Here is a 26,024-nt window from a genome sequence, read left to right as displayed (position 1 = left end):
ATGATCCTGAAGAACCGTGTCGCCATCGTCACCGGAGCGGGCTCCGGCATCGGGCGGGCCGGCGCGCGCATCATGGCGCGCGAGGGCGCCACCGTCTGCGTCGCCGATCTCAACGAGACCCGTGCCGCCGAGACGGTGGACTTCATCCGCGCCGACGGCGGCGAGGCTGAAGCCGTCATCGTCGATGTCACCGACGACGTGGAACTGAAGATGGCCGTCGCCACAGTGCTGTCGCGCCACGGCCGCATCGACATCCTGCACAACCATGCCGGCGCGCAGGTCGCCGGCGACCTCGAAAGCGTGCCGCTCGACGGGCTCGATCTCTCCTGGAACCTCAATGTGCGCGCCCACCTGATGGCCGCCCGGCTCGTCATGCCCGCCATGAAGGCGCAGGGAAAAGGCGTCATCCTCAACACCGCGTCCTCTTCGGGCGTGCTCTACGATCGCGAGATGATCGCCTATACGACGACGAAACACGCCGTCATCGCCATGACCAAGCAGATGGCCGGCGACTATGCCCGCCACGGCATCCGCGTCAACGCGCTCTGCCCCGGCTGGGTGGATACGCCCTTCAACGCCCCCTTCATCAGCCAGATGGGCGGGCGCGAAGCGATCGAAGGCTATATCAAGGAGAAAGTGCCGATGGGCCGGTGGGCCGATGTGGAGGAGATCGCCGAACCGATCCTCTTCCTCGTCTCCGACCGGTCAAGCTACATGACCGGCCAGATTCTCGTGGTCGACGGCGGCGAGACCGTGACCTAGGGCATTCCAGCGAAAACGGTGGAGCCCGTTATACCCCGACGGCTGCGCTCATCGGACCCTGATACACGACGATGCGCGCGTGGTAGGGCACGCGCTTGTAGAGGTCGAGCACATCCTGGTTGATCAGCCTGACGCAGCCCGACGACGTCGCCTTGCCGATCGACTTCCAGTCCGGCGAGCCGTGCAGGCGGTAGAGCGTGTCCTTGCCGTTCTGGAAGATGTAGAGCGCCCGTGCGCCGAGCGGGTTCTTGATGCCCGGCTCCATGCCGCCGTTCTCGACGGAATACTTGGCAAGGCTCGGCGTGCGGGCGATCATGTCCGCCGGCACCTTCCAGCGCGGCCAGGGCTGGCGCCAGTGGATGATGCCCTCGCCCTGCCACGCGAAGCCCTCGCGGCCGATGCCGACGCCGTAACGCATCGCCGTGCCGCCCTGCTCCACCACATAGAGGAAGCGGCCGGGCGTATCGACGACCACGGTGCCCGGCACCTCGCCGGTCGGGTCCTTCACGCGCTGGCGGTAGTACTTCGGATCGATTTCCGTATAGGGAATGGCGGGAATGAGATGGCCGCCATCCTCGACGGCGGCATAGCGGGCCGCCAGTTCGTCGTTGGTCGCCGGCACGATCGGATAGCTGACCTTCTGCGGAATCGGGGCGTTCTTGACCGACGTTTCCGTGGTTGCGCATCCCGCAAGCGTCGCAGCGGCGCCCAGGAAAAAGGCTCTGCGCGACAATGTGCACACCGTAGGCATTCTCTTTACGATCTCCTTGGGAAGAAGGGGGAGGTTTATCAGATGGCTAGCCAAACCGCAGGTGGGCTGGCAAGAAACATCAGGATCACTTCTTCGGCATTAGTCCCTGCCCGGCTGCACGGCCAGTGCATGAAGGACACGCTCGCCGGAAAACGGGGGAAACACGATGGCGCCTGTGGAAATCAATCCCGCCCATGTCCGCGAGTTTCCCGGACAGGAGGATTTCTACCGCTGGCTGGCGGAAAACCACGCCACAGCGCCGGAAATCTGGATCAGGATCCACAAGCGCGCCTCCGGTCTTGCCTCCATCAACCCCGAACAGGCGATCGAGGTGGTGCTCTGCTGGGGTTGGATCGACGGCATCCGCAAAAGCCATGACGAGAAGAGCTTCTTCCAGCGCTACTGCCCGCGCGGCAGGAAGAGCGTGTGGAGCAAGAAGAATGTCGAGACCGTCGGCCGGCTGATCGAGGACGGGCGCATGACGGAACACGGCCTGAAACAGGTCGAGGCCGCAAAGGCGGATGGCCGCTGGGACAAGGCCTATGGCAGCGGCAAGGACATGAAGATCCCGCCGGACCTGCAGGCGGCGATCGACGCCGAACCGGCGGCAAAGGCGATGCTCGGCAGACTGACGGAGCAGAACCGCTTCGCGCTCGCCTTCCGCGTCCACACCATGAAGACCGAGGCCGGCCGCAAGCGGAAGATCGAGACCTTCGTGGAGATGCTGGCGCGCGGCGAGACGATCTATCCGCAGAAGCAGAGATAGAGCATCTCCAGCCGAAGCGAGATCGCTTCGGCATCGGACAATGCGGAAAAACAGAGAGATAGGGCATTTCCGGCGGACACAGGTTCACAGGAAACGCTCTGGATCGCCGCCCCCCTCGCCATCGAGAAGGATCAGTCGCGGCTTGCCGACCGCTGGCCGGAAAGCCAGTTGTGCCAGTCGTTCACGCTGCCGTAGAAGACGTTGAGGTCGATCTTGCCGGTGACGCCATGCGACAGGCCCGAACCGGAATACTGCCAGAACACCCAGCGGCGGTTCGGATAGCGCTTCGACGGGTGGGCGGCGACCGAACGCAGCCAGAACGGATGGTTCGTCAGCTCGCCGGAGAGGTTGTCCTCATAGAAATCCGGCGCCGTGTAAATGATCGGCCGCTTGCCGTAATGGCGCTCCAGCATTTCCGAGAAGACCCGGATCTTCTCGACATATTGCGCCCGCGTGAGACGCTTCTTGCAGCTCGATTCGCCGTTGTATTCGGCGTCGATGACCGGCGGCAGCGCGTCCGGATCCTTCGGCACGTTGCGGATGAACCATTCGGCCTGCGAGCTTGCGACGCGGCACCAGTAGAAGAAGTGATAGGCGCCGCGCTTGATGCCGGCTTCCTTGGCCTTGCGCCAGTTCTTCTGGAACATCGGGTCGAGGTGATCGCCGCCGTCCGTCGCCTTGATGAAGGCGAAGTTGGCGCCCTGCGTGCGCAGCTTCACCCAGTCGATATCGCCCTGCCAGCGCGACACGTCGACGCCGTGCACCTGGTAATTTCTTGGCGCACGCTTGCCGAAATTGATCGGATGGGCATCGCGGAACTGCTGGCCGTAGACGCGCGAGCGTTTTTTCGAAACGCCTTCCGACGGCTCTTCCGCCGTCACGGCCTCCGCCGGCCGCTCGGCGGGAATGGCCGACTGGTTCGTCACGCTTTCGAAGACGCGGGTTCCCGGCACCGGACCGGCCCAGGCGAGCATATCCGCCCCGTCAGCCGTCACCTTGCTTTCGCCGACAGCGACTTCGGGCACCGGCCCGCTCGCCTTCGAAACAGAGGCTGTCGTCTCCGCGGATGGCTTGATGGCGAGCGCCGACACGGGGTTGGAGCTCGACGCACAACCCGTCATGGCGGCACAGGCAAGGAGGACCGTTGTAAGGACCGAAAGACGCATAGGCACTCGCACGCTAAACAAACCGAAGCCCCGCCCTTTCGACACACGGACGGAATTACTAACGGAAGATTACCGCGAAATGTTAAATGCAAGGTTTACGGCGACCGTGACATTTCAGGCAATTAGCCCGCCCGCCTTACGCTTAACGCCGGTTTGCGTTCACAAAAGCGTGTCCACGCGGCGAAAGCCGGTACCCGACGGCAAGGCTTTCCGTCAGCCCGAGGTCCTTGAGCTGCCGGATCTTTCGCTTGAGCACCAGCTTTTCCAGGCCGAGCCGTTCCGCCATGGCAGCGGCGGTGCGCCCGTCCTCTTCCGCGATCATGGCAAGCACGGTGCGCGTCCACGGCGCGGCACGGTCGAGCGCATCGAGCCGGGCGTTCAGCGTCGCGAAGTCGGCCGCATCGAGCGTCTCATTTTCACGCAGGCCCTTTCGCGGGTCCGCACCCGCGACACGGAAGGCGATCCGGTAGAGCACACCCTCCGGCCGAAGGTCCCGGAGCAGTTCGGCACGCAAGGCATAGCCCGCCGCCTGCGCATCCGCGTCCGAGACGGTGTCGATATCGACGGCCTCGACGCTCTCGATGGCAAGCACACCCGCGGCAGTGCGCAGCGAACCGCCGGCCCTAACCGTCGGTTTCGACCAGCGGCGAAAGGCGAGCGTCACCTCACCCCTGCCGATCTTCTCCAGCACACCCGCCTTGAACAGCATCGCCCCTCGCCGACATTACCCCACCGTCACATAGCCGATGCCCTTCTTTTCGATCTCGTCAAGCGACTCGTCATAGCCGGCATCGGCATAGCGGATGACACCCAGCGATGTGTCGTTCGTCAAGGCGTGCTCCAGCCGCTCCGCGCCGTCAGCCGTGCCATCGGCGACCAGCGTCACGCCGCAGCTCGTCATGTAGCCCGCATACCCGCCGCCGCCGGAGTGGATGACGACGAGATCGGCCATCGACGAAGACAGCAGCATGGCATCGAGCAGCGGCCAGTCGGCGATGGCGTCCGAGCCGTCCTTCATGCGCTCGGTCATGATGTTCGGATGCGCCATGGCCCCGGCATCGAGATGATCGCGCGAAAAGGCGATCGGCCCCTTCAGCTCCCCCGCGGCGACCAGCCGGTTGACCGCCAGCGCCAGTTCCGTGCGCTCGCCATGGCCAAGCCAGGCGATGCGCGCCGGCAGGCCCTCGAACGGCACGTTCTCGCGCGCCAGCCGGATCCAGTTGGTGACGATCCGGTTGTCCGGGAACATTTTCAAAACGAGACCGTCGATCCGCGCGATGTCGCTCTCCTCGCCTGATAGCGCCATCCAGCGGAACGGGCCGATGGCCCGCGCAAAAAGCGGCCTGAGATAGGCTTCGGTGAAAATCGGAATGTCGAAGGCATTGGCGACGCCCCCCTCCCGCGCCTGCGTGCGGATGAGGTTGCCGTTGTCGAACACTTCCGAGCCGCTTTTCTGGAATTCCAGCATGGCCGAGACATGCTCGACGATGGAGGCGCGGCTTGCCGCCATCAACTGCCCCTGCCCGTCGTCGCGCAGGCCCCTGACCTGGTCGAGGTTCATACCCTTCGGCACATAGCCGTAGACGAGATCATGCGCCGAGGTCTGGTCGGTGACGATGTCGGGCACGATGCCGCGCCGCGCGATGTCAGGATAAATCTCCGCCGCATTGCCGACGAGGCCGATCGAGGTCGCCCGCTTCTCGCGGACCGCCTCATCGATCATCGCAAGCGCCGTATCGAGATCCGGCGCGACATGTTCGAGATAGCCGACGGCCTTGCGCGCCGCCGCGCGCGCCGGATCGATATCGACGCAGAGGATGGCCGCGCCCGCCATGCGCCCCGCGAGCGGCTGCGCGCCGCCCATGCCGCCGAGGCCGGCGGTGAGGATGAAGCGGCCGGCCAGGCTGCCGCCAAAGCGCTTTTCCGCGATGCGCATGAAGATTTCATAGGTGCCCTGGATGACGCCCTGGCTGCCGATATACTGCCAGGCCCCGGCCGTCAGGCCACCCCAGCAGATCAGCCCCTTGCGCTGAAGCTCATAGAACACCTCAGCCTTCGCCCATTGCCCGACGATGTTGCAGTTCGCCATGATGACAAGCGGCGCCTTCGCATGGGTCTTCAAGAGCCCGACCGGCTTGCCGGACTGGATGACCAGCGTCTGGTCCTCGTCCATCTCCGTCAGCGCCTTGACGATCGCCCGGTGCGCCGCCCAGTTGCGCGCCGCCTTGCCGAGCGCGGCATAGACGATGAGATTGTCCGGATCCTCGCCGACCGACAGCACATTTTCGAGGAGCCTGAGCAGCCCCTCCTGCCGCCAGCCCTTGGCGCGCAAGACATCGCCGCCGGGGATCGGATAGTTCGGATGGCGCGGATTGGGTTTTGGCATGGGTGGTCTCCTACTCGTTCATGGGGCACCGCCCCTCATCCGCCTGCCGGCACCTTCTCCCCGCAAGCGGGGCGAAGGGATATGCTGCATCGTTGTCCCCTGAACCCGATACCTCGTATGGCACGTCCCCTCTCCGCGCCTGCGGGGAGAGGGTTAGGGTGAGGGGCAATTCGCGTCAGCCACCCAGCGCATAGCTCACGAGATCGATCCCCATAGCCTTCTCCACCGACGGATACACCGTCGGATCGAGCACGCTGGAGGCGAGCGGGATGATCGTCTTGGGCACGTGCAGCACGAAAACCCTCATGCCGACATCGAGCTGCCCGACACTGAGCGGTTCGCCCTCCGGCGAAAGCGTGGTGATGACATCGGGGAAGGTGGCGAGGCGTTTTCCCCCGGCCGATTCCACCGCCATGTACTCGTTCATCACATGCAGCACCGAGGCGCTGTCGCCCTTGCCGATCGTCACCGTGCCGATGTCGAAGGCTTCCTTGGTGTAGACCACCGATTTGTCCGTGATCACCCCTTCGGAAAGGATCGAACCGCCCGTCGTCCTGACGATGGCATCGATGATCGCCGAACCTCCCTTGCCTTCCGCCGCGATGATCGCCTCGCCGAGTTCCAGCGCCAGCGAGATACCGCCGAGTGCCGCATTTTTGCGCACGTAGGAAGCGCGCAGCGGATTGCGGCAGGAGGCGATGAAGCCGCCGGACATGTCGGAAGCCGTACGCAGGATCGGCGAGACCTTTGCCGTCGCGCCGCGCACGACGAGCTCGATATAGCGGTTCTCGTCGCGGTTGCCGCCGACAGCCGTCTGGATCATCTGTTCGGGCGAGCCCGCCATGCCGATCGAGCCCATGTCACCGGTCGGGTGCGCGCGCATATCACCGACGGCATCCAGCACCTTTGTGCCGAGGATGGCCGACGGCAGCCAGCCGTTCAGCGTCGAGGACTTGCCGTTCTGCCCGACCATCAGCGCGGAAACCTTTTCGCCGAGCGCCTCCTGCAAAAGCTCCACCGCCTTCACATAGTCGACGCCGCGCATTTCCCAGGGCGTGGTGGAGGCCGGCGCGCCGATGGCGGCGGCAGTCGCCACCCAGTCGTCATCGGAGAGTTCGTCGATGGAGACCAGCTCCGGCTTGCCGATCGACACCGCGGCATAACCGAGCATGCGGCCATGATCCGCCCAGCCGCCGCCGCCGGCGGCATAGACCGAGCCGCCCTTGACCGCCGCCTCGACGTCTTTTTCCTTTAAAATCCGGCCCATCAGACGTCCTCCTGACTCAATGTCTTATCCAGATGAATCACTGCGTTAAAAAGCACCGCGGCGCCGAGTGCGATATCGTCCGTCTCAGCGAACTCTTCCGGCGCATGGCTGCGCCCGCCAAGGCACGGCACAAAGATCATCGCCGCGCGCGTCACCTTCGCCATGAAGGCCGTGTCATGCCCCGCGCCCGACGCCATGCGGCGATGGCTGGCGCCAGCCGTTTCGCAGGCCGCGTCCAGCACGTCGAGCAGCAACGGGTCGCCGGGCGTCGGCATGTTGTCGGAGATGCGGCGCGGCGGGGCGATGACGGTGCCCGTCTCCCGCGCGACCTGCTCGGCCAGTTGATCGACGGAGGCGGCAAAGAGATCCATCGCCGTCCGGTGCTCCGCCCGCGCATCGATCAGCAGGCGCGCCCGGGAGGGAATGACATTGGCGGCGTTCGGCTCGATGGAGAATTCGCCGACCGTCGCCGTGAAATGGCCCGGCCCCGCGGAAAGCGATTTCGCCAGCGCCTCGATATCCGTCACCAGCCGCGCGGCAGCCGCCAGCGCATCGGCGCGGCTGCCCATCGGCGTGGTGCCGGCGTGATCCGCCCGGCCCTCGACGACGATCTCGATGCGCGTGATGCCGGCGATTGCCGTCACCACGCCGATATCGAGCTTTTCGGTCTCGAGCACCGGCCCCTGCTCGATATGCAGTTCGAGGAAGGCGGCGATGTCCTTGCGCGCCTCCGCCTGCAGGCGCGCCGGATCGCCACCGGCATCGCGAATGCCCTGTTCCAGCGTCAGCCCGCCGCTCTCGCGCGAAAACCAGTCCTGCGGCAGCACGCCGGCCATGCCGCGGCTGCCGATGCAGGAGACGCCGAAGATCGAGACCTCCTCGGCGAGGAAATCGACGACCTCAAGATCATGGTCCAGGTCGATGCCCTGATCGGCGAGCGCGCGAGCCACTTCCAGCGCCACCGCCACGCCGGCAATGCCGTCGTAACGCCCGCCGTCCGGCACCGTGTCCGAATGCGAGCCGAGCATGATCGTGCCGAGGCCGGGTTTTCTGCCCGGCCGCCGGGCGATCAGATTGCCCGCAGCATCGATGCGCGTTTCGAGCCCGGCCGCCCGAAACGTTTCGTCAAGAAAATCCCGCCCCGCCGGGAACAGAGCGGTAAAGGCACGCCGCGTATAGGGCCGGCCGGGCTCGGTAAGCCGGGCGAGTCCGTCGATCACATCCCCGATACGGGCGGGATCGACCGGCAGATTGGTGGCGCGGGCCATGGTCAGGCCCTCGCGGAAACGAGCGTCGGCAGCGGCCGCACGAAGGCGCCGGTGCCGGGCTCGGAAAGCACGGCCTTGCCGTCGAAGGCGAGCTTGCCGCGCAGATAGGTCGCCGAGACGCGCCACGGCAGGCGGATGCCGTTATAGGGCGACCAGCCGACGACGTTGTGGCCGCTCGCCGCCGCGTCATAGCTGTAGGGTTCCGGCGTCAGCACGGTGATGTCGGCATCCTTGCCGGCTTCGAGCGCACCCTTCACATGATCCAGCCGGAAATGCCGGGCCGGGTTCAGCGTCATCAGCTCAGCGGCGCGCGTCAGCGGAATGCCGCGCTCCAGCGCGCCCTTGACGAAGAGCGGCACCATGACCTCCAGCCCCGGCACACCCGACGCATTCGCCAGCATGTCCGGATTGGTCTTGCGGTCCTCCGACCAGCTCACATGGTCGGTGGAGACCAGCGTGACATTGCCCTCCGCGACATGCCGCCAGAGCTTTTCCACCTCGGCGCGCGGGCGGATCGGCGGGGTGATCTTCGCCTTGCCGCCGAGCCGCGCGACGTCGTTCTCCTCGTCGAGCGTCAGGTAGTGGATGCAGCACTCGATGGTCGCGCGAAAACCCTGCGCGCGGTAGGCGCTAGCGATCTCGTAGCCGCGGCCGAGCGAGCAATGCACCACATGGGCCGGGCAGCCGGTCTCGGCGCCGGTCTCGTAGATCTGGTTGGAGGCGAGCAGTTCCGTCAGCGGCGGGCGCGACAGGCCGTGGGCGCGGTAATCGGTGATGCCCATGGCCTTCACCTTGGCGATGGCCGCCCGCACCGCCTCGTCGTCCTCGTTGTGCACGCCGGCCGTCAGGCCCGTCGGGGCGATGGCGCGGAAACAATCTTCGAGAAGCGCGGCGGGAATGCGCGGAAAACGCTTCGGGTCCGTGCCGAAGGTGGAGAACTTGAAGGCGGCGACGCCTGCCTCGACCATTTCGGCGATGCGCGCCGGCCCCTCTTCCGGATCGACCGTGCCGTAAAGCGCGAAATCGACACGCGCCTGTGGCGAGGCATGGTCGATCTTGATCTTCACCGCGTCCGCTGAGCAGACGAGATTGCCCTCGTCATAGGGCATGTCGACAATGGTGGTGACGCCGCCGGCCGCCGCCGAGCGCGTCGACCAGACAAAATCCTCCTGGTTCTTCTGCGAGAGCGAATGCACCTGCGCGTCGATCGCCCCGGGCAGGATCAGCGCGCCGGAGAGATCGTGCCGCTCCTTCGCCGCCGGCATCGCGCCCTGGCCGACATGCGCCACCTTGCCGTCACGCACCGCGACATGGCCGCCCTCGACGATACGGTCGGCGAGAACGACGGTGCCTTTGAGAACGAGATCGAAATCGGCCATAGCAAAAATCTCCGTCAGGGTTTGAGGGCGAAGAAGCTGTCGAACTGCGCCATGGGCGCCGCCTCGACGAAGGCGGCGAGCGCCTCGGGGCTGGCGAGATCGCGGTCGAGCGCTTCGATCTCGGCCGAAAGCGGCCGGTCCTTGCGATAGATCGGGCTGATCGCCCGCGTGCGCTGATAGGCGATGGCGACGACACCCTCGACATTGTCGCCGGCAAGGTCGATCGCCTGGGCCGAAAGCATGGCTTCGAGCGCCGCGAGCTGGCGCAGATCCCGCACCTGGCTTTCCATGCGCTCGACGATCAGCGGCAGGAAGGTCGCCTCCTCCTCCAGCCCGCCGGCGACGACGATGGACTGCGCCGAGATCGGCACCGCCAGCGACTGGATGCGCATGTAAAGTTCGACGGCAAGTTTCAGGAGCGGGCCGAAGCCGGTCGCGGTCTCTCCGGGCGCCACGAGATTGACCGGCAGGTTGCGCCGCACGCCGTTGGCGAGCAGCACGCAGCGGTTCAGCACATTGCGGGCGAGATGGGCGAAGCCCGTCTGCGCCGCCTCGACATAGAGCGTCGTCGACAGCGGCAGCGAGCCGCCGGAGGCCATCACGACATTGTCGAGCACGACCGGATTGTCGTCGGACTGCGCCGTCGCCTCGACGATACGCTCGGCGGCGTTCATCAGCGTATCGAGGCAGGCGCCGAACACCTGCGCGGTCATGCGCAGGCTGAGCGGATCGTGGATCGCCGAGGGTTTCGGCCAATGACCGGAGGAGGCCTGCGCCTCGAACCAGGTGCCGGCGAGCGCCTCGCCATGGGCGGACAACCGTGCAGCGACCCGCCACGGATCGGCCGAGGCACCGAGCGCCAGCGACGACAGCAGGCCCGTCACCATGAGGTTGCGGATCGCCTTGGCCGCCTCGCGCACCACATTGGCGGCAGCGGCATGCGAGATGGCGTTGACGCTGAGCGCGGCCAGCGCATCGCGCGGCTGCATGCGATAGGGCGTCAGGCCGGCACGCTTCAAGGCTTCGGCGGCCGGCAGGCGCACGCCGCCATACCAGGCCTCGCCCTCGCCCGTCAGCACCGCCGCGATCTGGCCCATCAGGCCGATATCGGCGCAACCCATCGAGCCATGCCGGCGCACGACGGGCACGACATCGCGTTCGAGCAGCGAAAGGAAGGCGTCGATCAGTTCCGGGCTGCAGCCGGAATAGCCGCCGAGCGCCGTGTTGACGCGGATGCCCATCGCCTTGCGCACGATCGGCAGCGAGAAGGGTTCGCCGGTGCCGAAATGATGCGCCTTTACCAGATTGTTGTTGAACTCGACGAGGTCGTCGGCCGTCCACAGCTTGTCCTTCATCGAGCCGACGCCGGTATTGGCGCCGTAGATCGGCAGGCCGGTCGCAAGACGGTCGGTGACGATGCGGCGGGCGGTGCCGACGCGGCCCATGCCGATCTCGCAGGCGACCGGCCGTCGCGCGCCGGTGCCGATCGCCTCGAGCGTCGCGAAGTCGAGCGGTTGGCCGGTGAGATAGAGCGTGTCGGCGGAAGCGAGCATTTTCAAAAAGCCTGTTTCGAAAGCGATTCCAGGAAAAGGGCCTGTCCGGAATGCGGTAAAACGGAATACGGATGTTATGCGGAACGCGGGCCGAACCCATATCCCAAAATCCGTACGGTTCATGCTATAGGTCGAACGGAAGGGAAAAGCCGAAGGACCCCGCCCGTGGATCTATCCACCCTTTGCCTTGTGCACAGCATTCTCGAAGAACGCGGCATCCGCAGGGCAGCCGCCGCGATGGGGCGTCCCGCCTCCAGCGCCAGCGCGGCGTTGCGCCGGGTGGAGGCGGTGCTGTCCGTGCCGCTGGTGCGGCGCGACGGGCAGGCGCTGGTGCCGACGCTCGACGCCGAAGCCCGGCTGCCGCGCTTTGCCGATATCGCCGAAGCCGCCGCCGCGCTCACGGCCCTCGGCGTGGGCGGGAAAATGGCGCCGGCCATCTCGCTCGCCGCCCTCGCCCGCTTTGCCGCGGCGGCCCGCGCCGGCAGCATCAACGCCGCCGCCAAAAGCCTCGGCCTCGGCCAGCCGCAGCTCACCCGCCAGCTCAGCCATCTGGAGACGGCGATCGGCTGCAAGCTCGTCGACCGTTCGGCGACAGGTATAGCCTGCACGCCTGCCGGCCTCGACGCGCTGGCGCTTGCCGAGCGCATCGGCGCGGCCTGGGAACTGCTTTTTACCGCCTCGGCCGAACGGTTCCGCCGCAGCGCCGCCACCTGGCGGCTCGGCGCGGTCATTCCCTTCGGCCACGAAAGCGAGATCGCCGCCATGCTCGCCCGGCTCACCGTGGAATGGCGCGGGGCGCGGCCGCGCCAGCCGCTCTTCCTCTCCTCGACGACGGCGGACGAACTGGTCTCGGGCCTGAAAAATCGCCGGTTCGACCTGATCCTGCTCGACACCGACCGCTACCCCGCCGAATTCGAGGGCAGCCTGATCGGCCGCTCGCAACTGGCGCTCGCCGGCCCGCGCGGGCTTGATGGTTCCGTGGATTTTTCCACGCTGCTCGGCCGCTACTCCGTCGCCGTGCCGAGCCCGCGCAGCGGCCTGCGCCAGATGACGGACCGCTTCCTCGAAGCGACGCTTTCCCCGGCCGAACGCGCGCGCCTGACGCTGGTCGAGGTGGATTCGATCCCCGTCATCATCAACCTCGTGCTTGACCACGGCCATCTCTCCGTGCTGCCGGAACACTCGGTCGCCAACATCAACCCGCCGCCGGTGCTGCTGCCGCTCGATGCCGCCTACCAGCAATCGCTGAGCCTCGTCTGGCCGCGCGACGCGCTGTCCCGCATGGCCGCGGAGACCATGGTGGCGCTCCTCACAAAATCCTAACCCTTCGCCCCGGTCCTGAGCCGCCGCCGCGTCTCCGTCGGGCTTTCATGATAGTGCGCGCGATAGCTGCGCGAGAAGGCGGAGGAGGAATTGAAGCCGGTGAGCGCCGCGATGTCGGCGAACTCCGTCTTGGTCTCGATGACCTTGCGCCGGGCGGCATTGAGGCGCAGCGCCAGATAGTGCTGGTGCGGCGCGACGCCCATGGTTTCCTGAAAAAGATCCTGCAGATGGCGGGCGCTGATGCCGACGCGTTTTGCCAGCCGCGCCAGCGTCAGCGGCGCCTCCACCGTCTCCTCCATCAGCCGCACCGCCTGGCTGACGCGCTGGTCGGCGACGCGCATGTTGCCGAGCGCCGGCACCTGCAAAAGGCCACCGGTGCGCTTGTGCTCGTAGATGAACTGCCGGGACACTTCGAGCGCCAGCGAATAGCCTTGCCGGCGGCGGATGATCTCCAGCATCAGGTCGAGCGTCGGCAGCGAGCCGCCGGTCGTGATGCGCTTTCCGTCGATGACGTAGCGCTCGCGCACCACGCCGATCTGCGGATAGGCCGAGGCGAAATCCTCCATGTCCTCCCAGTGGGCGGTGGCGGAATGACCGTCGAGGAGGCTCGCCTCGGCAAGCAGCCAGCTCCCCGATTCGATGCCGGCCATCATGCTGCGATGGCGCGCCGTCTGCGAAAGCTGGCGCCGCAACAGAGGCGTCGCACTCATCTGCCATTGATAGCTCGACAGCACAAAGAGCGGATGCGCCTCCTTCTCCGGCCGGAACAGGCCGTCGACGGGCACGGGAATGCGGCTGCGCGTTTCGACCGGCAGGCCGTCGGGGGAAAAAATCCGCCAGCGGTAAAGGTCCTGGCCGGAAATGCGGTTGGCGGCGCGCAGCGGCTCGATGACCGAGGCGACGAGGATGAGGTTCGTCTCGGGCAGAACGAGGATATCGATGTCGAGTGTGTCGGCGGAGGAATCGAGCATGGCGGAAGCTTGTCCGTTGATCTCTCAAATTGTCAAGGATGGATCCGAAAAGTGAAAGCGTTGCGCCTGCTTTTGGCTCGTAATGGCCCCAACGAGAATACTGGGAGAACGACAATGCCCCTTTCGATGAACCGCGACGTCTTCATCACCTGCGCCGTCACCGGCTCCGGCGACACCGCCGGCAAATCCCCACATGTGCCGCGCTCGCCGAAACAAATCGCCGAATCGGCGATCGAGGCCGCCAAGGCCGGCGCCGCCGTCGTGCACTGCCATGTGCGCGATCCGGAAACCGGCGCGCCGAGCCGCCGCAACGACCTTTACCGCGAGGTGACCGAGCGTATCCGCGACGCGGAAGTCGACGTGGTTCTCAACCTCACCGCCGGCATGGGCGGCGACATGATCTTCGGTAACACCGAGCAGCCGCTGCCGCTGAACCCCAACGGCACCGACATGGTCGGCGCCACCGAGCGCGTGTCCCACGTCGCCGAATGCCTGCCGGAAATCTGTACGCTCGATTGCGGCACGATGAACTTTTCGCTCGGCGATTACGTGATGACCAACACGCCGTCCATGCTGCGCGCTATGGGCCGGATGATGACCGATCTCGGCGTGCGCCCGGAAATCGAGGCCTTCGACACCGGCCATCTCTGGTTCGCCAAGCAGCTCGTCGAGGAAGGCGTCATCGAGGACCCGGTGCTCATCCAGCTCTGCATGGGCATTCCGTGGGGCGCGCCCGACGACCTCAACACCTTCATGGCGATGGTCAACAATGTGCCATCCAACTGGACCTTCTCCGCCTTCTCGATCGGCCGCAACGCTATGGCCTATCCGGCCGCGGCGGTGCTTGCCGGCGGCAATGTCCGCGTCGGTCTCGAAGACAATCTCTATGTCGGCAAGGGACAGCTCGCCACCAATGCGCAGCTCGTCGACAAGGCGGTCAACATCATCGAAAGCATGGGCGCGCGGGTCATCGGCCCGGCCGAAGTGCGCGAAAAGCTGAAACTAACGAAGCGTGCGCCTCGGGGCTGACGGACCGGGCTGCCCCTCACCCTAGCCCTCTCCCCGCAAGCGGGGAGAGGGGACCTGCCAAACCGAACGGTCGGGATGGAGGAAAGCGGCGCGGCATTTCCCTTCTCCCCGCTTGCGGGGAGAAGGTGGCGGCAGCCGGATGGGGGGAAAGCAAACCGTGCACACGGAAAAGAACATGAGGGAACGGACAGCATGACCACCATCAACAAGGCAGCCTGCGTCGGCGGCGGTGTCATCGGCGGCGCCTGGGTCGCGCGTTTCGCGCTCGCCGGCATCGATGTGAAGATTTTCGATCCGCATCCGGAGGCCGAGCGCATCATCGGCGAAGTCATGGCCAATGCCGAGCGCGCCTACGGCATGCTCACCATGGCGCCGCTGCCGCCGAAGGGCAAAATCACCTTCTGCAAGAGCTTGGAAGAAGCCGTGGAAGACGCTGACTGGATTCAGGAAAGCGTGCCCGAGCGGCTGGAGCTGAAGCGCGGCGTGCTGACGAAGATCGACGCGGCGGCAAAACCCGACGCGCTGATCGGCTCCTCCACATCCGGCCTGATGCCGACCGATCTCCAGCGCGACATGAAGCACCCCGAACGCCTGTTCGTGGCGCATCCCTACAATCCCGTCTACCTGCTGCCCCTCGCCGAGCTGGTCGGCGGCGAGAAGACCTCGCGCGCAGTGCTCGAAGACGCCAAGGCCAAGCTTGCGCCGATCGGTATGAAGGGCGTCATCATCAACAAGGAGATCGAGGCTTTCGTCGGCGACCGTCTGCTGGAAGCCGTCTGGCGCGAGGGCCTCTGGCTGATCAAGGACGACATCTGCGACACCGAAACGCTCGATGACGTGATCCGCTATTCGTTCGGCATGCGCTGGGCGCAGATGGGCATGTTCGAGACCTATCGCATCGCCGGCGGCGAGGCGGGCATGCGCCACTTCCTCGCCCAGTTCGGCCCCTGCCTCTCCTGGCCCTGGACGAAACTCACCGACGTCGTCGACCTCGACGACGCGCTGGTCGAAAAGATCGCCGACCAGTCCGATGCACAATCCGGCGCCCGCGGCATCCGCGAACTGGAGCGCATCCGCGACCAGAACCTCGTCGGCATCATGCACGCCCTGAAGGCCGGCGACGACGGCCGCGGCTGGGGTTCGGGCAAGTTGCTCGCCGAGTTCGAAAAGCATCTCTGGGCCAAGGCCGGCAAGGCCAAGGTCGAGGTTTCCACGAGCGAACCGCTGCACCTCGTCGATACCAAGGTCAACGCCGCCTGGGTCGATTACAACGGCCACATGACCGAGCACCGTTATCTCCAGCTCTTCGGCGACACGACCGACGCGCTGTTGCGGCTGGTCGGCGTCGATTTCGACTATGTCGAGGCCGGCCACAGTTACTACACGGTGGAGACCCACATCCGCCATCTCGGCGAAGCCAAGCTCGGCCAGGCGCTCTACACGACGCTCCAGATGCTCGCCTCCGACACCAAGCGCATGCACTATTTCACCCGCATCCATGACGCCGCGACCGGCGACGTCATCGCGACGGCGGAGCAGATGGTGCTGCATGTCGACAGTAAGGCCGGCAAGAGCGTCGACGCGCCGGCCGAGGTGCTGGCGAAGATCGCGCCGATCATGGAAGCGCATGCCGGCCTGCCGGCACCGGAGGGGGTTGGACGGCACGTCGGGCAGAAGAATGCGCAGTAAAGCTGCCCCTCACCCTAACCCTCTCCCCGCAAGCAGGGAGAGGGAACCTGCCACAAGCAGGCTTGGGAATGGAGGAAACCGGTGCGGCATACCCTTCTCCCCGCATGCGGGGAGAAGGTGGCGGTAGCCGGATGAGGGGCAAACCAAGAAGAACGAGGGAACACCATGAATTTCGCACTCACCGACGAACAGCAGATGATCGTGGACACGGTCCGCGCCTTCGTCGAAACGGAAATCTATCCGCACGAAAACGAGGTCGAGCGCACCGGCCATGTGCCGCCGGAGCTCGGCCAGGAGATCGCACGCAAGTGCAAGGAAATCGGCTTCTTCGGCTGCAACATGCCCGAAGAGGTCGGCGGCGCGGGCCTCGACCACACCTCCTTCACCCTCGTCGAGCGCGAGCTCGGCCGCGGCTCCATGGCGCTGACCGTCTTCTTCGGCCGCCCCTCCGGCATCCTGATGGCCTGCAACGACGAGCAGCGCGAAAAATACCTGCTGCCCGCCGTCAGCGGCGAAAAATTCGACGCGCTGGCCATGACCGAACCGGACGCCGGCTCGGACGTGCGCGGCATGAAATGTTTCGCCCGCAAGGACGGCGACGACTGGATCGTCAACGGCACGAAACACTTCATCAGCCACGCCAACATCGCCGATTTCGTCATCGTCTTCATCGCGACGGGCGAGGAAGACACGCCGCGCGGCAAGAAGAAGCTGATCACCTGCTTCCTCGTCGACCGCGGCACGCCGGGTTTCGAGATCCGCGACGGCTACACGTCCGTCTCGCACCGCGGCTACAAGAACTGCATCCTCAATTTCGACGAATGCCGCCTGCCCTCGTCCCAGATCCTCGGCGAAGTGCACAAGGGCTTCGACATCGCCAACGACTGGCTCTACGCGACGCGCCTGACGGTCGCCGCCACTTCGGTCGGTAGAGCCCGCCGCGCCTTCGACTACGCCCTCAACTACGCCGCCGAGCGCAAACAGTTCGGCAAACCGATCGGCGCCAACCAGGGCGTTTCCTTCAAGCTCGCCGACATGATCACCGAGATCGACGCCGCCGACCTCCTGACGCTGTCGGCTGCCTGGCGGCTCGACCAGGGCCTGCCGTCCAACCGCGAGATCGCCTCGGCAAAGGTCTACGCCACGGAAATGCTCGCCCGCGTCACCGACGAGGCGATCCAGATTTTTGGCGGCATGGGCCTGATGGACGACCTGCCCCTCGCCCGCTTCTGGCGCGATGCCCGCGTGGAACGCATCTGGGACGGCACCTCGGAAATCCAGCGGCACATCATCAGCCGCGACCTGCTGCGGCCGCTGGGGGCGTGAGCATGGCAGGCATTGCCCGCACCCCCCCCCTCGACCGCCTCATCCGCCCGAAATCCATCGCCGTCTTCGGCGGCAAGGAGGCGCGGCGGGTCATCTTCCAGTGCGACAAGATGGGCTTTTCCGGCGATATCTGGCCGGTGCACCCGCGCGAGGACGAAATTTTAGGCCGCAAATGCTACCGCTCCGTCGCCGACCTGCCGGGCGCGCCGGACGCCTCCTTCGTCGGCGTCAACCGGGAACTCACCATCGGCATCATCCGCGATCTTTCGGCGCGCGGCGCAGGCGGCGCGGTCTGCTACGCCTCCGGCTTCCGCGAGGCCGTCAGCGAGCTTTCCGATGGCGATGACCTCCAGAAGGCGCTGGTGGAGGCGGCCGGCGACATGCCGGTCCTCGGGCCAAACTGCTACGGCTTCATCAACATGCTGGACGGCGCCCTGCTCTGGCCCGACCAGCACGGCATGCTGCGGACCGAAAAGGGCGTCGCCGTCCTCACGCAATCCTCCAACATCGCCTGCAACATCTCCATGCAGCAGCGTGGCCTGCCGCTCGCCTATATCCTGACCGCCGGCAACCAGGCGCAGACCGGCCTCGCCGATCTCGCCTCAGCGGTGCTCGAAGACCCGCGCGTCACCGCCGTCGGCCTGCATATCGAAGGTTTCGACAGCCTCGAAGCGCTGGAACGCCTCGGTCAGCGCGCACGCGACTTGAAAAAGCCCGTCGTCACGCTGAAGGTCGGCAAATCGGAACAGGCGCAGCTCGCCACCGTCTCGCACACTGCCTCGCTCGCCGGCAACGATGCCGTTTCCTCGGCCCTGCTCGCCCGCCTCGGCATCGGGCGCGTCGAGACGCTGCCGGAACTCCTGGAAACGCTGAAGCTGCTGCATGTCGCCGGTCCGCTGCCGAACTTCGACATCTCCTCGATGTCCTGCTCGGGCGGCGAGGCCTCGCTGATGGCTGACGCCGGCGTGAAGCGGAAGGTCAACTACCGTGCGCTGAACGATGTCCAGCGCCAGCCGCTGCGCGAAACGCTCGGCCAGATGGTGACGATCTCCAACCCGCTCGACTACCACACCTTCGTCTGGGGCAACCGCGAAAAACAGACTGCTGCCTTCACCACCATGATGGAAGGGGGTTACGGCCTCAACCTCGTCGTGCTCGATTTCCCGCGTCTCGACCGCTGCGACGCGAGCGACTGGATCACCACCTGCCACGCCGTCATCGACGCCGCCAAGGCCACGGGCGCCCATGCCGGCATCGTCGCCAGCATGGGCGAGAACATGCCGGAGGAAACCGCCGAAATGCTGATGCAGAACGGCGTCGTGCCCTTCTACGGCATCGAGGAGGCGCTTGCCGCCGCCGACGCCGCCGCCGGTATCGGCGAAGCCTGGGCACGGCCGCAATCCGCGCCGCTGCTCAAGACCACGGCCGGCGAAGGAGAAACCGCCACGCTCACCGAACACGAGGCCAAGCAGGCGCTCGCCGCCCATGGCCTTGCCGTTCCCAAGGGCCTTACCGCAGAAACGGCAGAGGCCGCCGCCGATGCCGCGGAAAAACTCGGCTTCCCGGTCGTGTTGAAGGGCCTCGGCGTCGCGCACAAGACCGAGGCCGGCGCCGTCAAGCTGAACCTTGCGGACCGCGCAGCCGTTTTGGCCGCGGCAAAAACCATGGCGGACGTCGCCTCCGGTTTCCTCGTGGAAAAGATGGTGGGAAAACCCGTCGCCGAACTCATCGTCGGAGCGATGCGCGATCCGGTCGCCGGGCCTGTCCTCACCATCGGCGCCGGCGGCATCCTCGTCGAATTGCTCGAGGATTCCGCGATCCTGACCCTGCCGACCGACGAAAAGGCGATCCGGGAGGCGATCGCCAGCCTCAAGATCGCAAAACTGCTCGCCGGCTACCGCGGCGCGCCGAAGGGCGATATCGGCGCCCTCGTCGCGGCCGTCGCATCAGCGGCATCCTATGTCGTTTCAAACGCTTCAATAATCGAAGAACTGGACGTTAATCCCATCATGGTGCTGCCGGAAGGCGACGGTGTCGTCGCAGCCGATGCCCTGATCCGTCTGAGGAAAAATCCATGACCGGACCGATAAGACAGCGCCGCGAGGGCGGCATTCTCGAAGTCACCATCGATCGCCCCAAGGCGAACGCCATCGATCTCGCGACCAGCCGCATCATGGGCAAGATCTTTGCGGATTTCCGCGACGACGAGAGCCTGCGTGTCGCCATCATCACCGGCGCGGGGGAGAAATTCTTCTGTCCGGGATGGGACCTGAAGGCCGCCGCCGACGGCGATGCTGTCGATGGCGATTACGGCGTCGGCGGTTTCGGCGGCATGCAGGAACTGCGCGACCTCAACAAACCGATCATTTCGGCCGTCAACGGCATCTGCTGCGGCGGGGGCCTCGAAATCGCGCTCTCCACCGACCTCATCCTCGCCGCCGAACACGCGACCTTCGCGCTGCCGGAAATCCGCTCCGGCACCGTGGCGGATGCCGCCTCGATCAAGCTGCCGAAACGCATCCCCTACCACATCGCCATGGACATGCTTCTGACCGGCCGATGGCTGGACGTGCAGGAGGCGCATCGCTGGGGGTTCGTCAACGAGATCCTGCCGGCGGACAGGTTGCTCGACCGCGCCTGGGAACTGGCACGCCTGCTCGAAAGCGGCCCGCCGCTCGTCTATGCCGCCATCAAGGAAGTGGTGCGCGCCGCCGAGGGCGAGACCTTCCAGGCGACCATGAACAAGATCACCAAGCGGCAGTTCCGCACGGTCGATATTCTCTATTCCAGCGAAGATCAGCTCGAGGGCGCCCGCGCCTTCGCGGAAAAACGTGATCCCGTCTGGAAGGGACGATGAGGACTGCGCCCCTGCATCGGGCGCATTCCGTATCCTTCCATAAATCAGACTTATGGAAGGAATAGATAATTTAGGGCGTTACACGCGGCTAATGCGTGGGTAAATTTATGGAACGACGAGCCGCATTGCGGCGCAGGGAGGAGGCTTTCGGAGGACGGAAATGCGCTTCTGTCGGCATAAAATGCCGGCCGTAAGGTTGCCTTAGAGGCGAAAAACAGAAATTCTGCCAATCATAACGACAAATGCCCACCTAATGGGCCAGCAAAAGGGAACAGGGGAATGACTGATTACACCAAATATCTCACCAGCCAGGTTTCGCTCGGCAAGATGAACCGCCGCGAGTTCATGGGCCGCGCCGCCGCTTTCGGCGTCACGCTCGCCGTCGCCGGCACGATGTTCGACACCGCGGCACGCGCGCAGGAGCCCAAGCGCGGCGGCAACCTGAAGCTCGGCCTTGAAGGCGCGGCCGCCACCGACTCGAAGGATCCCGCCAAGGCGCTCTCGCAGTTCATGTTCGTCGTCGGTCGCAACTGGGGCGACATGCTCGTCGAATCCGAGCCGCTGACCGGCAAGCCCGTGCCGGCGCTCGCCGAATCCTGGGAGCCGTCCGCCGATGCCTCGACCTGGACGTTCACCATCCGCAAGGGCGTCAAATTCCACGACGGCAAGGAACTGACCGTCGACGACGTCATCAAGACCCTGCAGCGCCACACGGACGAGAAGTCGGAATCGGGCGCGCTCGGCGTCATGAAGTCGATCAAGGAAATCAAGGCCGACGGCGACAAGCTGGTGCTGGTGCTGACCGAAGGCAATGCCGACCTGCCGCTGCTGCTCACCGACTACCACCTCGTCATCCAGCCGAATGGCGGCCTTGACGATCCGAACGCCATGATCGGCACCGGCCCCTACAAGGTAACGAGCTTCGAAGCGGGCGTGCGCGCCACCTTCGAGCGCAACAAGGACGACTGGCGTCAGGACCGCGGCTTCGTCGATACGATCGAAATGATCGCGATGAACGACAAGACGGCCCGCATCGCCGCACTCTCCTCCGGCCAGGTGCACTATATCAACCGCGTCGATCCGAAGACCGTCGACCTCCTGAAGCGCGCACCGACCGTGGAAGTGCTCTCCACCTCCGGCCGCGGCCACTATGTCTTCATCATGCATTGCAACACGGCGCCGTTCGACAACAACGACCTGCGCCTTGCGCTGAAATACGCGATGGACCGCGAGACCATGCTGGAAAAGGTGCTCGGCGGCTATGGCAAGGTCGGCAACGACTTCCCGATCAACGAGACCTACGCCCTCTTCCCCGAGGGCATCGAACAGCGCGCCTACGATCCGGACAAGGCGGCCTTCCACTACAAGAAATCGGGCCACAGCGGCTCCGTCCTGCTGCGCACGTCGGATGTCGCCTTCCCGGGCGCCGTCGACGCAGCCGTGCTCTACCAGGAGAGCGCCAAGAAGGCCGGCATCGAGATCGAGGTGAAGCGCGAGCCCGGCGACGGCTACTGGTCGAACGTCTGGAACGTACAGCCCTTCTCGACCTCCTACTGGGGTGGCCGTCCGACGCAGGACCAGATGTATTCGACAGCCTACCTTTCGAAGGCCGACTGGAACGACACACGCTTCCTGCGCGAAGACTTCGACAAGATGGTGCTCCAGGCCCGCTCGGAACTCGACGAAGCCAAGCGCAAGGAAATGTACCGCGCCATGGCCATGATGGTGCGTGACGAAGGCGGCCTGATCCTGCCGATGTTCAACGACTTCGTGAACGCCTCCTCCAAGCAGGTGAAAGGCTACGTGCACGACATCGGCAACGACATGTCGAACGGCTATGTCGCAACCCGCGTGTGGCTCGACGCCTGATGACCGGCAACGGACCGGCGCACGGTCCGGAGCTGACAGCAACGGCGACTGCGGGCGAAGCCCCGCAGTCTGCCGGCGTTGCCGGGTCGGTTGCGTCCACGGGAGCCCCCATAGACGAAGGCACGCCTTCGTTCTGGGCGAAACTCAGCAAGAGCAGCCCCCTGGTGGCGCTCATCGCGCAACGCTTCGCGCTCAGCGTGGCCTTGCTCTTCGCCGTGTCCCTGATGATCTTCGGGGGCGTGGAAGCCTTGCCGGGCGATTTTGCGACGACCTATCTCGGCCAGTCCGCAACGCCGCAGGCCATCGAGAACATCCGCAAGGATCTCGGTCTCGACCAGCCCGCCACCACACGCTATTTCAACTGGCTCGGTGGCGCCATCCAGGGTGACTTCGGCAATTCCTGGGCCTCGAAAAACTCGGTCGGCGAGCAGATCGGCAAACGCCTTGGCAATTCGCTGTTCCTCGCCTTCTTCGCGGCGATCATCTCGGTGCCGCTCGCGGTCGGCCTCGGCATGCTCGCGGTGCAATACCGCAACCGCATGCCCGACAAGATCATCAACGTGATCTCGCTGGCGGCGATTTCCCTGCCGGAATTCTTCGTCGGCTACCTCCTGATCCTGTTCTTCGCCGTGCAGATGGGTGTCGCGACCTTCCCCGCAACCGTCTATGAATCGATGACGATCGGCGAACGCCTCTCCGCCATCGCCCTGCCCACGGCGACGCTCGTCCTCGTCGTGCTCGCCCACATGATGCGCATGACCCGGGCAGCGATCCTCAATGTCATGTCGTCTGCCTATGTCGAAACGGCGGAACTCAAGGGCCTTTCCGGCCTGCGCATCATCGCCAAGCACGCGGCGCCGAACGCCGTCGCGCCCGTCATCAACGTCATCGCGCTGAACCTTGCCTATCTCGTGGTCGGCGTCGTCGTCGTGGAGGTCGTCTTCGTCTATCCCGGCATGGGCCAGTACATGGTCGACGCCGTGACGGTGCGCGACATGCCCGTCGTGCAGGCCTGCGGGCTGATCTTTGCCGCCTTCTACATCTTCCTCAACATGTTCGCCGATATCCTTGCGATCGTTGCGAACCCCAGATTGAGGCATCCGCGATGAGACTTTCCACCATCCCCATCAGCGCCTGGGTCGGCATCATCGGCATCCTGCTCGCCGTCTTCTGCGCTCTCTTCGCCCCCCTCATCGCCCCCTATGGCGAAAGCGAGATCGTCGGCTCCGTCTGGCAGCCGATGGGCGGCGATTTCCTGCTCGGCACCGACAATCTCGGCCGCGACCTCTTCTCGCGACTGATCTTCGGCGCTCGCACCACGATCTTCGTGGCGCTGGCGGCAACGATCCTCTCCTTCTCGCTCGGCATGCTGCTCTCCTTCACGGCGGCGGTGACGGGTGGGCTCGTCGACCAGGCGTTTTCCCGCTTCAACGACCTGATGATGGCGATCCCGACGCTGATCTTCGCGCTCGTCGTGCTCGCGGTTCTGCCGCAGCAGCTCTGGATCCTGATCCTCGTCATGGCGATCCTCGACTCAACCCGCGTCTACCGCATCGGCCGCGCCGTCGCGCTCGATGTGGCGGTCATGGAATTCGTGGAGGCGGCAAGGCTGCGCGGCGAAGGCACCGGCTGGATCATTTTTCGGGAAATCCTGCCCAACACGCTCTCGCCGCTGCTTGCCGAGTTCGGCCTGCGCTTCGCCTTCTCGATCCTGTTCCTCTCCACGCTCTCCTTCCTCGGCCTCGGCATCCAGCCGCCGGCGGCCGACTGGGGCGGCATGGTGAAGGACAACAAGGACGGCATCATCTTCGGCATTTCCGCCGCTCTCATTCCGGGCGGGGCGATCGCCGGGCTCGCCATCTGCGTCAACCTCGTGGTCGACTGGCTGATGAAACGTACCTCCAGCCTCAAGGGGGGCCGCGGCGATGCCTGATCTTCTTTCCGTCAGAAACCTCAAGATCGAGGCGACCAGCTACCCGCCGGGCGAACCGCCGAAAACCGTGACCCTCGTCGAAGGCGTGAACTTCGACGTGCAGAAGGGCAAGGTGCTCGGCCTCATCGGCGAATCCGGCGCCGGCAAGTCGACCATCGGCCTCACTGCGCTGGCCTACGGGCGCGGCGGGGTGCGCATCACCGGCGGCGAGGTGAAGCTCAACGGCGAGGACCTCCTGAAACTTTCACCGTCGGGCATCCGCAAGGTGCGTGGCTGCAAGGTCTGCTACGTCGCGCAATCGGCGGCCGCCGCCTTCAACCCCGCCCACCGGCTCGGCGAACAGGTGATCGAGGCTTCGCTGAAACACGGCATCATGAGCCGGGCGGAGGCGGAAAAGCGCGCGCTCTACCTGTTCAGGGTACTCGGCCTGCCCAGCCCCGAAACCTTCGGCCAGCGCTACCCGCACCAGGTCTCCGGCGGCCAGCTCCAGCGCGCCATGACCGCCATGGCGCTCTGCCCCAACCCGGAACTCATCGTCTTCGACGAGCCGACCACCGCGCTCGACGTGACGACGCAGATCGACGTGCTCGCCGCCATCAAGCACGCCATCGAGGAGACGCATACGGCCGCGCTCTACATCACCCACGACCTTGCGGTCGTGGCGCAGATCACGGACGACATCCTGGTGCTCCGCCACGGCAAGATGATCGAATACGGCTCGGTGAAGCAGATCATCGAGGCGCCGACGCAGGATTATACCCGCGCGCTGGTCAACGTGCGCGGCACCAAGCGGGACGAAGCGCCCGACCAGTCAGACACGCTTCTGAAGGTCGAAAACGTCACCGCCGGTTATTCCAACGGCTTCAAGGTGCTGCAGAACGTTTCGCTGCACCTGCCGAAGGGCCAGACGCTGGCGGTGGTGGGCGAATCCGGCTCCGGCAAGTCGACCCTCGCCCGCGTCATCACCGGCCTCTTGCCGCCGCAGGACGGCACGATCAGTTTCGACGGCAAGGCTTTGCCGAAGGCGCTGAAGGGCCGGTCGAACGACGAGCTTCGCCGCATCCAGATGATCTACCAGATGGCCGACACCGCGATGAACCCGCGCCAGACGGTGCGCGACATCATCGGCCGCCCGCTCACCTTCTACTACGGCATGCGCGGCCAGCAGAAGACCGAGCGGGTGAAGGAACTGCTGGAACAGATCGAGATGGGCGGCCGCTTCGCCGACCGCTATCCGGCCGAACTCTCCGGCGGCCAGAAGCAGCGCGTCGCCATCGCAAGGGCGCTGGCGGCCCAGCCGGAACTCATCCTCTGCGACGAGCCGACATCCGCCCTCGACCCGCTGGTGGCCGAAGGCATCCTGAAACTGCTGCTGAAACTCCAGGACGAGACCCACGTCTCCTACATGTTCATCACCCACGACATCGCCATCGTGCGCGCCATCGCCGATTCGGTGGCCGTGATGCACCGGGGCAAACTCGTGCGCTTCGGCCCGAAATCGAAGGTGCTTTCTCCGCCCTTCGACGACTATACGGACCTACTGCTGAAATCCGTTCCCGAGATGGAGATCGGCTGGCTGGAGCGGGTGCTGACCACGCGGCGCATGGAAAGCGCCGGCAATTGACAAAAGCGGGCGGCGGAGGTCGCCCGTTTCCTTTTACGGCAACTCCAAGAGCCACCCCTCATCCGGCCTGCCGGCCACCTTCTCCCCGCAAGCGGGGCGAAGGGA

The 26,024-nt window shown here is 65.4% G+C and carries 21 protein-coding genes; 12 read left to right on the top strand and 9 right to left on the bottom strand.

From position 1 onward, the window contains the following. Complete coding sequence (locus AKG11_RS15345; protein WP_050744503.1) at positions 1 to 762, top strand: SDR family NAD(P)-dependent oxidoreductase; 762 nt, start codon at positions 1 to 3, stop codon at positions 760 to 762. Between the two features lie 28 nt (positions 763 to 790). On the opposite strand, the gene AKG11_RS15340 is transcribed toward AKG11_RS15345, so the two are convergent. Further along, the gene (locus AKG11_RS15340) at positions 791 to 1,513 is read right to left on the bottom strand and encodes a L,D-transpeptidase (RefSeq protein WP_050744502.1); all 723 of its coding nucleotides are present in this window, start codon (positions 1,511 to 1,513) and stop codon (positions 791 to 793) included. Positions 1,514 to 1,679: 166 nt separating this feature from the next. On the opposite strand from AKG11_RS15340, the gene AKG11_RS15335 reads away from it, so the two are divergent. Beyond that, the gene (locus AKG11_RS15335; RefSeq protein WP_050744501.1) at positions 1,680 to 2,279 is read left to right on the top strand and encodes a YdeI/OmpD-associated family protein; all 600 of its coding nucleotides are present in this window, start codon (positions 1,680 to 1,682) and stop codon (positions 2,277 to 2,279) included. A 131-nt stretch (positions 2,280 to 2,410) separates the two neighbouring features. On the opposite strand, the gene AKG11_RS15330 is transcribed toward AKG11_RS15335, so the two are convergent. The 7 genes from AKG11_RS15330 to AKG11_RS15300 form a co-directional block, all read right to left on the bottom strand. Further along, positions 2,411 to 3,445, bottom strand: coding sequence for a glycoside hydrolase family 25 protein (locus AKG11_RS15330; RefSeq protein WP_023515548.1), 1,035 nt, complete (start codon positions 3,443 to 3,445; stop codon positions 2,411 to 2,413). Between the two features lie 142 nt (positions 3,446 to 3,587). Then, positions 3,588 to 4,154 (bottom strand): ASCH domain-containing protein, encoded by a 567-nt coding sequence (locus AKG11_RS15325; RefSeq protein ID WP_050744500.1) that lies wholly within the window; start codon positions 4,152 to 4,154, stop codon positions 3,588 to 3,590. 15 nt (positions 4,155 to 4,169) lie between these two features. Then, entirely contained in the window at positions 4,170 to 5,831 is a 1,662-nt protein-coding gene (locus tag AKG11_RS15320; RefSeq protein ID WP_050744499.1) for a urocanate hydratase, read from the bottom strand. 175 nt (positions 5,832 to 6,006) lie between these two features. Beyond that, complete coding sequence (locus AKG11_RS15315; protein WP_050744498.1) at positions 6,007 to 7,098, bottom strand: DUF917 domain-containing protein; 1,092 nt, start codon at positions 7,096 to 7,098, stop codon at positions 6,007 to 6,009. After that, the gene (locus AKG11_RS15310) at positions 7,098 to 8,366 is read right to left on the bottom strand and encodes a Zn-dependent hydrolase (protein ID WP_050744497.1); all 1,269 of its coding nucleotides are present in this window, start codon (positions 8,364 to 8,366) and stop codon (positions 7,098 to 7,100) included. The genes AKG11_RS15315 and AKG11_RS15310 overlap by 1 nt, the downstream gene beginning before the upstream one ends. 2 nt (positions 8,367 to 8,368) lie before the next feature. After that, entirely contained in the window at positions 8,369 to 9,745 is a 1,377-nt protein-coding gene (locus AKG11_RS15305) for a dihydroorotase (protein ID WP_050744496.1), read from the bottom strand. 14 nt (positions 9,746 to 9,759) lie between these two features. Then, entirely contained in the window at positions 9,760 to 11,298 is a 1,539-nt protein-coding gene (locus AKG11_RS15300; protein ID WP_050744495.1) for an aromatic amino acid lyase, read from the bottom strand. Between the two features lie 165 nt (positions 11,299 to 11,463). On the opposite strand from AKG11_RS15300, the gene AKG11_RS34575 reads away from it, so the two are divergent. Further along, entirely contained in the window at positions 11,464 to 12,621 is a 1,158-nt protein-coding gene (locus AKG11_RS34575) for a LysR family transcriptional regulator (RefSeq protein WP_050744494.1), read from the top strand. Here the strand turns inward: AKG11_RS34575 and AKG11_RS15290 are convergent. Next, a complete protein-coding gene (locus tag AKG11_RS15290) occupies positions 12,618 to 13,592 on the bottom strand; it encodes a GlxA family transcriptional regulator (RefSeq protein ID WP_050744493.1) in 975 nt (324 codons plus the stop codon). The two genes, AKG11_RS34575 and AKG11_RS15290, sit on opposite strands and share 4 nt — an antisense overlap. A 114-nt stretch (positions 13,593 to 13,706) precedes the next feature. Here AKG11_RS15290 and AKG11_RS15285 point away from each other — a divergent pair, with 114 nt between their 5' ends. The 9 genes from AKG11_RS15285 (at position 13,707) to AKG11_RS15245 (ending at position 25,919) form a co-directional block, all read left to right on the top strand. Next, on the top strand, positions 13,707 to 14,621 hold the full coding sequence (locus tag AKG11_RS15285; RefSeq protein ID WP_050744492.1) for a 3-dehydrocarnitine:acetyl-CoA trimethylamine transferase BcoG: 915 nt from the start codon (positions 13,707 to 13,709) through the stop codon (positions 14,619 to 14,621). Between the two features lie 192 nt (positions 14,622 to 14,813). After that, on the top strand, positions 14,814 to 16,310 hold the full coding sequence (locus tag AKG11_RS15280) for a carnitine 3-dehydrogenase (RefSeq protein ID WP_050744491.1): 1,497 nt from the start codon (positions 14,814 to 14,816) through the stop codon (positions 16,308 to 16,310). Between the two features lie 165 nt (positions 16,311 to 16,475). Further along, the gene (locus AKG11_RS15275) at positions 16,476 to 17,636 is read left to right on the top strand and encodes an acyl-CoA dehydrogenase family protein (protein ID WP_050744490.1); all 1,161 of its coding nucleotides are present in this window, start codon (positions 16,476 to 16,478) and stop codon (positions 17,634 to 17,636) included. A gap of 2 nt (positions 17,637 to 17,638) precedes the next feature. After that, positions 17,639 to 19,714, top strand: a complete 2,076-nt coding sequence (locus AKG11_RS15270) for an acetate--CoA ligase family protein (protein WP_050744489.1) — start codon at positions 17,639 to 17,641, stop codon at positions 19,712 to 19,714. After that, a complete protein-coding gene (locus AKG11_RS15265; RefSeq protein ID WP_050744488.1) occupies positions 19,711 to 20,493 on the top strand; it encodes a carnitinyl-CoA dehydratase in 783 nt (260 codons plus the stop codon). Before AKG11_RS15270 ends, AKG11_RS15265 begins: the two co-directional genes overlap by 4 nt. A gap of 279 nt (positions 20,494 to 20,772) precedes the next feature. Next, a complete protein-coding gene (locus AKG11_RS15260; RefSeq protein ID WP_023515825.1) occupies positions 20,773 to 22,362 on the top strand; it encodes an ABC transporter substrate-binding protein in 1,590 nt (529 codons plus the stop codon). Then, positions 22,362 to 23,471, top strand: coding sequence for an ABC transporter permease (locus AKG11_RS15255; RefSeq protein ID WP_023515824.1), 1,110 nt, complete (start codon positions 22,362 to 22,364; stop codon positions 23,469 to 23,471). The genes AKG11_RS15260 and AKG11_RS15255 overlap by 1 nt, the downstream gene beginning before the upstream one ends. Further along, positions 23,468 to 24,295 carry an ABC transporter permease gene (locus AKG11_RS15250; protein ID WP_050744487.1) on the top strand — a complete coding sequence of 276 codons (828 nt, stop codon included), beginning with the start codon at positions 23,468 to 23,470 and terminating at the stop codon, positions 24,293 to 24,295. The genes AKG11_RS15255 and AKG11_RS15250 overlap by 4 nt, the downstream gene beginning before the upstream one ends. Then, positions 24,288 to 25,919, top strand: coding sequence for an ABC transporter ATP-binding protein (locus AKG11_RS15245; protein WP_050744486.1), 1,632 nt, complete (start codon positions 24,288 to 24,290; stop codon positions 25,917 to 25,919). Before AKG11_RS15250 ends, AKG11_RS15245 begins: the two co-directional genes overlap by 8 nt. Positions 25,920 to 26,024 lie beyond the last annotated feature (105 nt).

Origin of the sequence: Shinella sp. SUS2 (assembly GCF_001262505.1) — a bacterium.
In the GTDB taxonomy this organism is placed as follows: Bacteria; Pseudomonadota; Alphaproteobacteria; order Rhizobiales; family Rhizobiaceae; genus Shinella.
The sequence above is the reverse complement of the archived record's forward strand: the minus strand, read 5'-3'. Positions and strand labels throughout refer to the sequence as shown.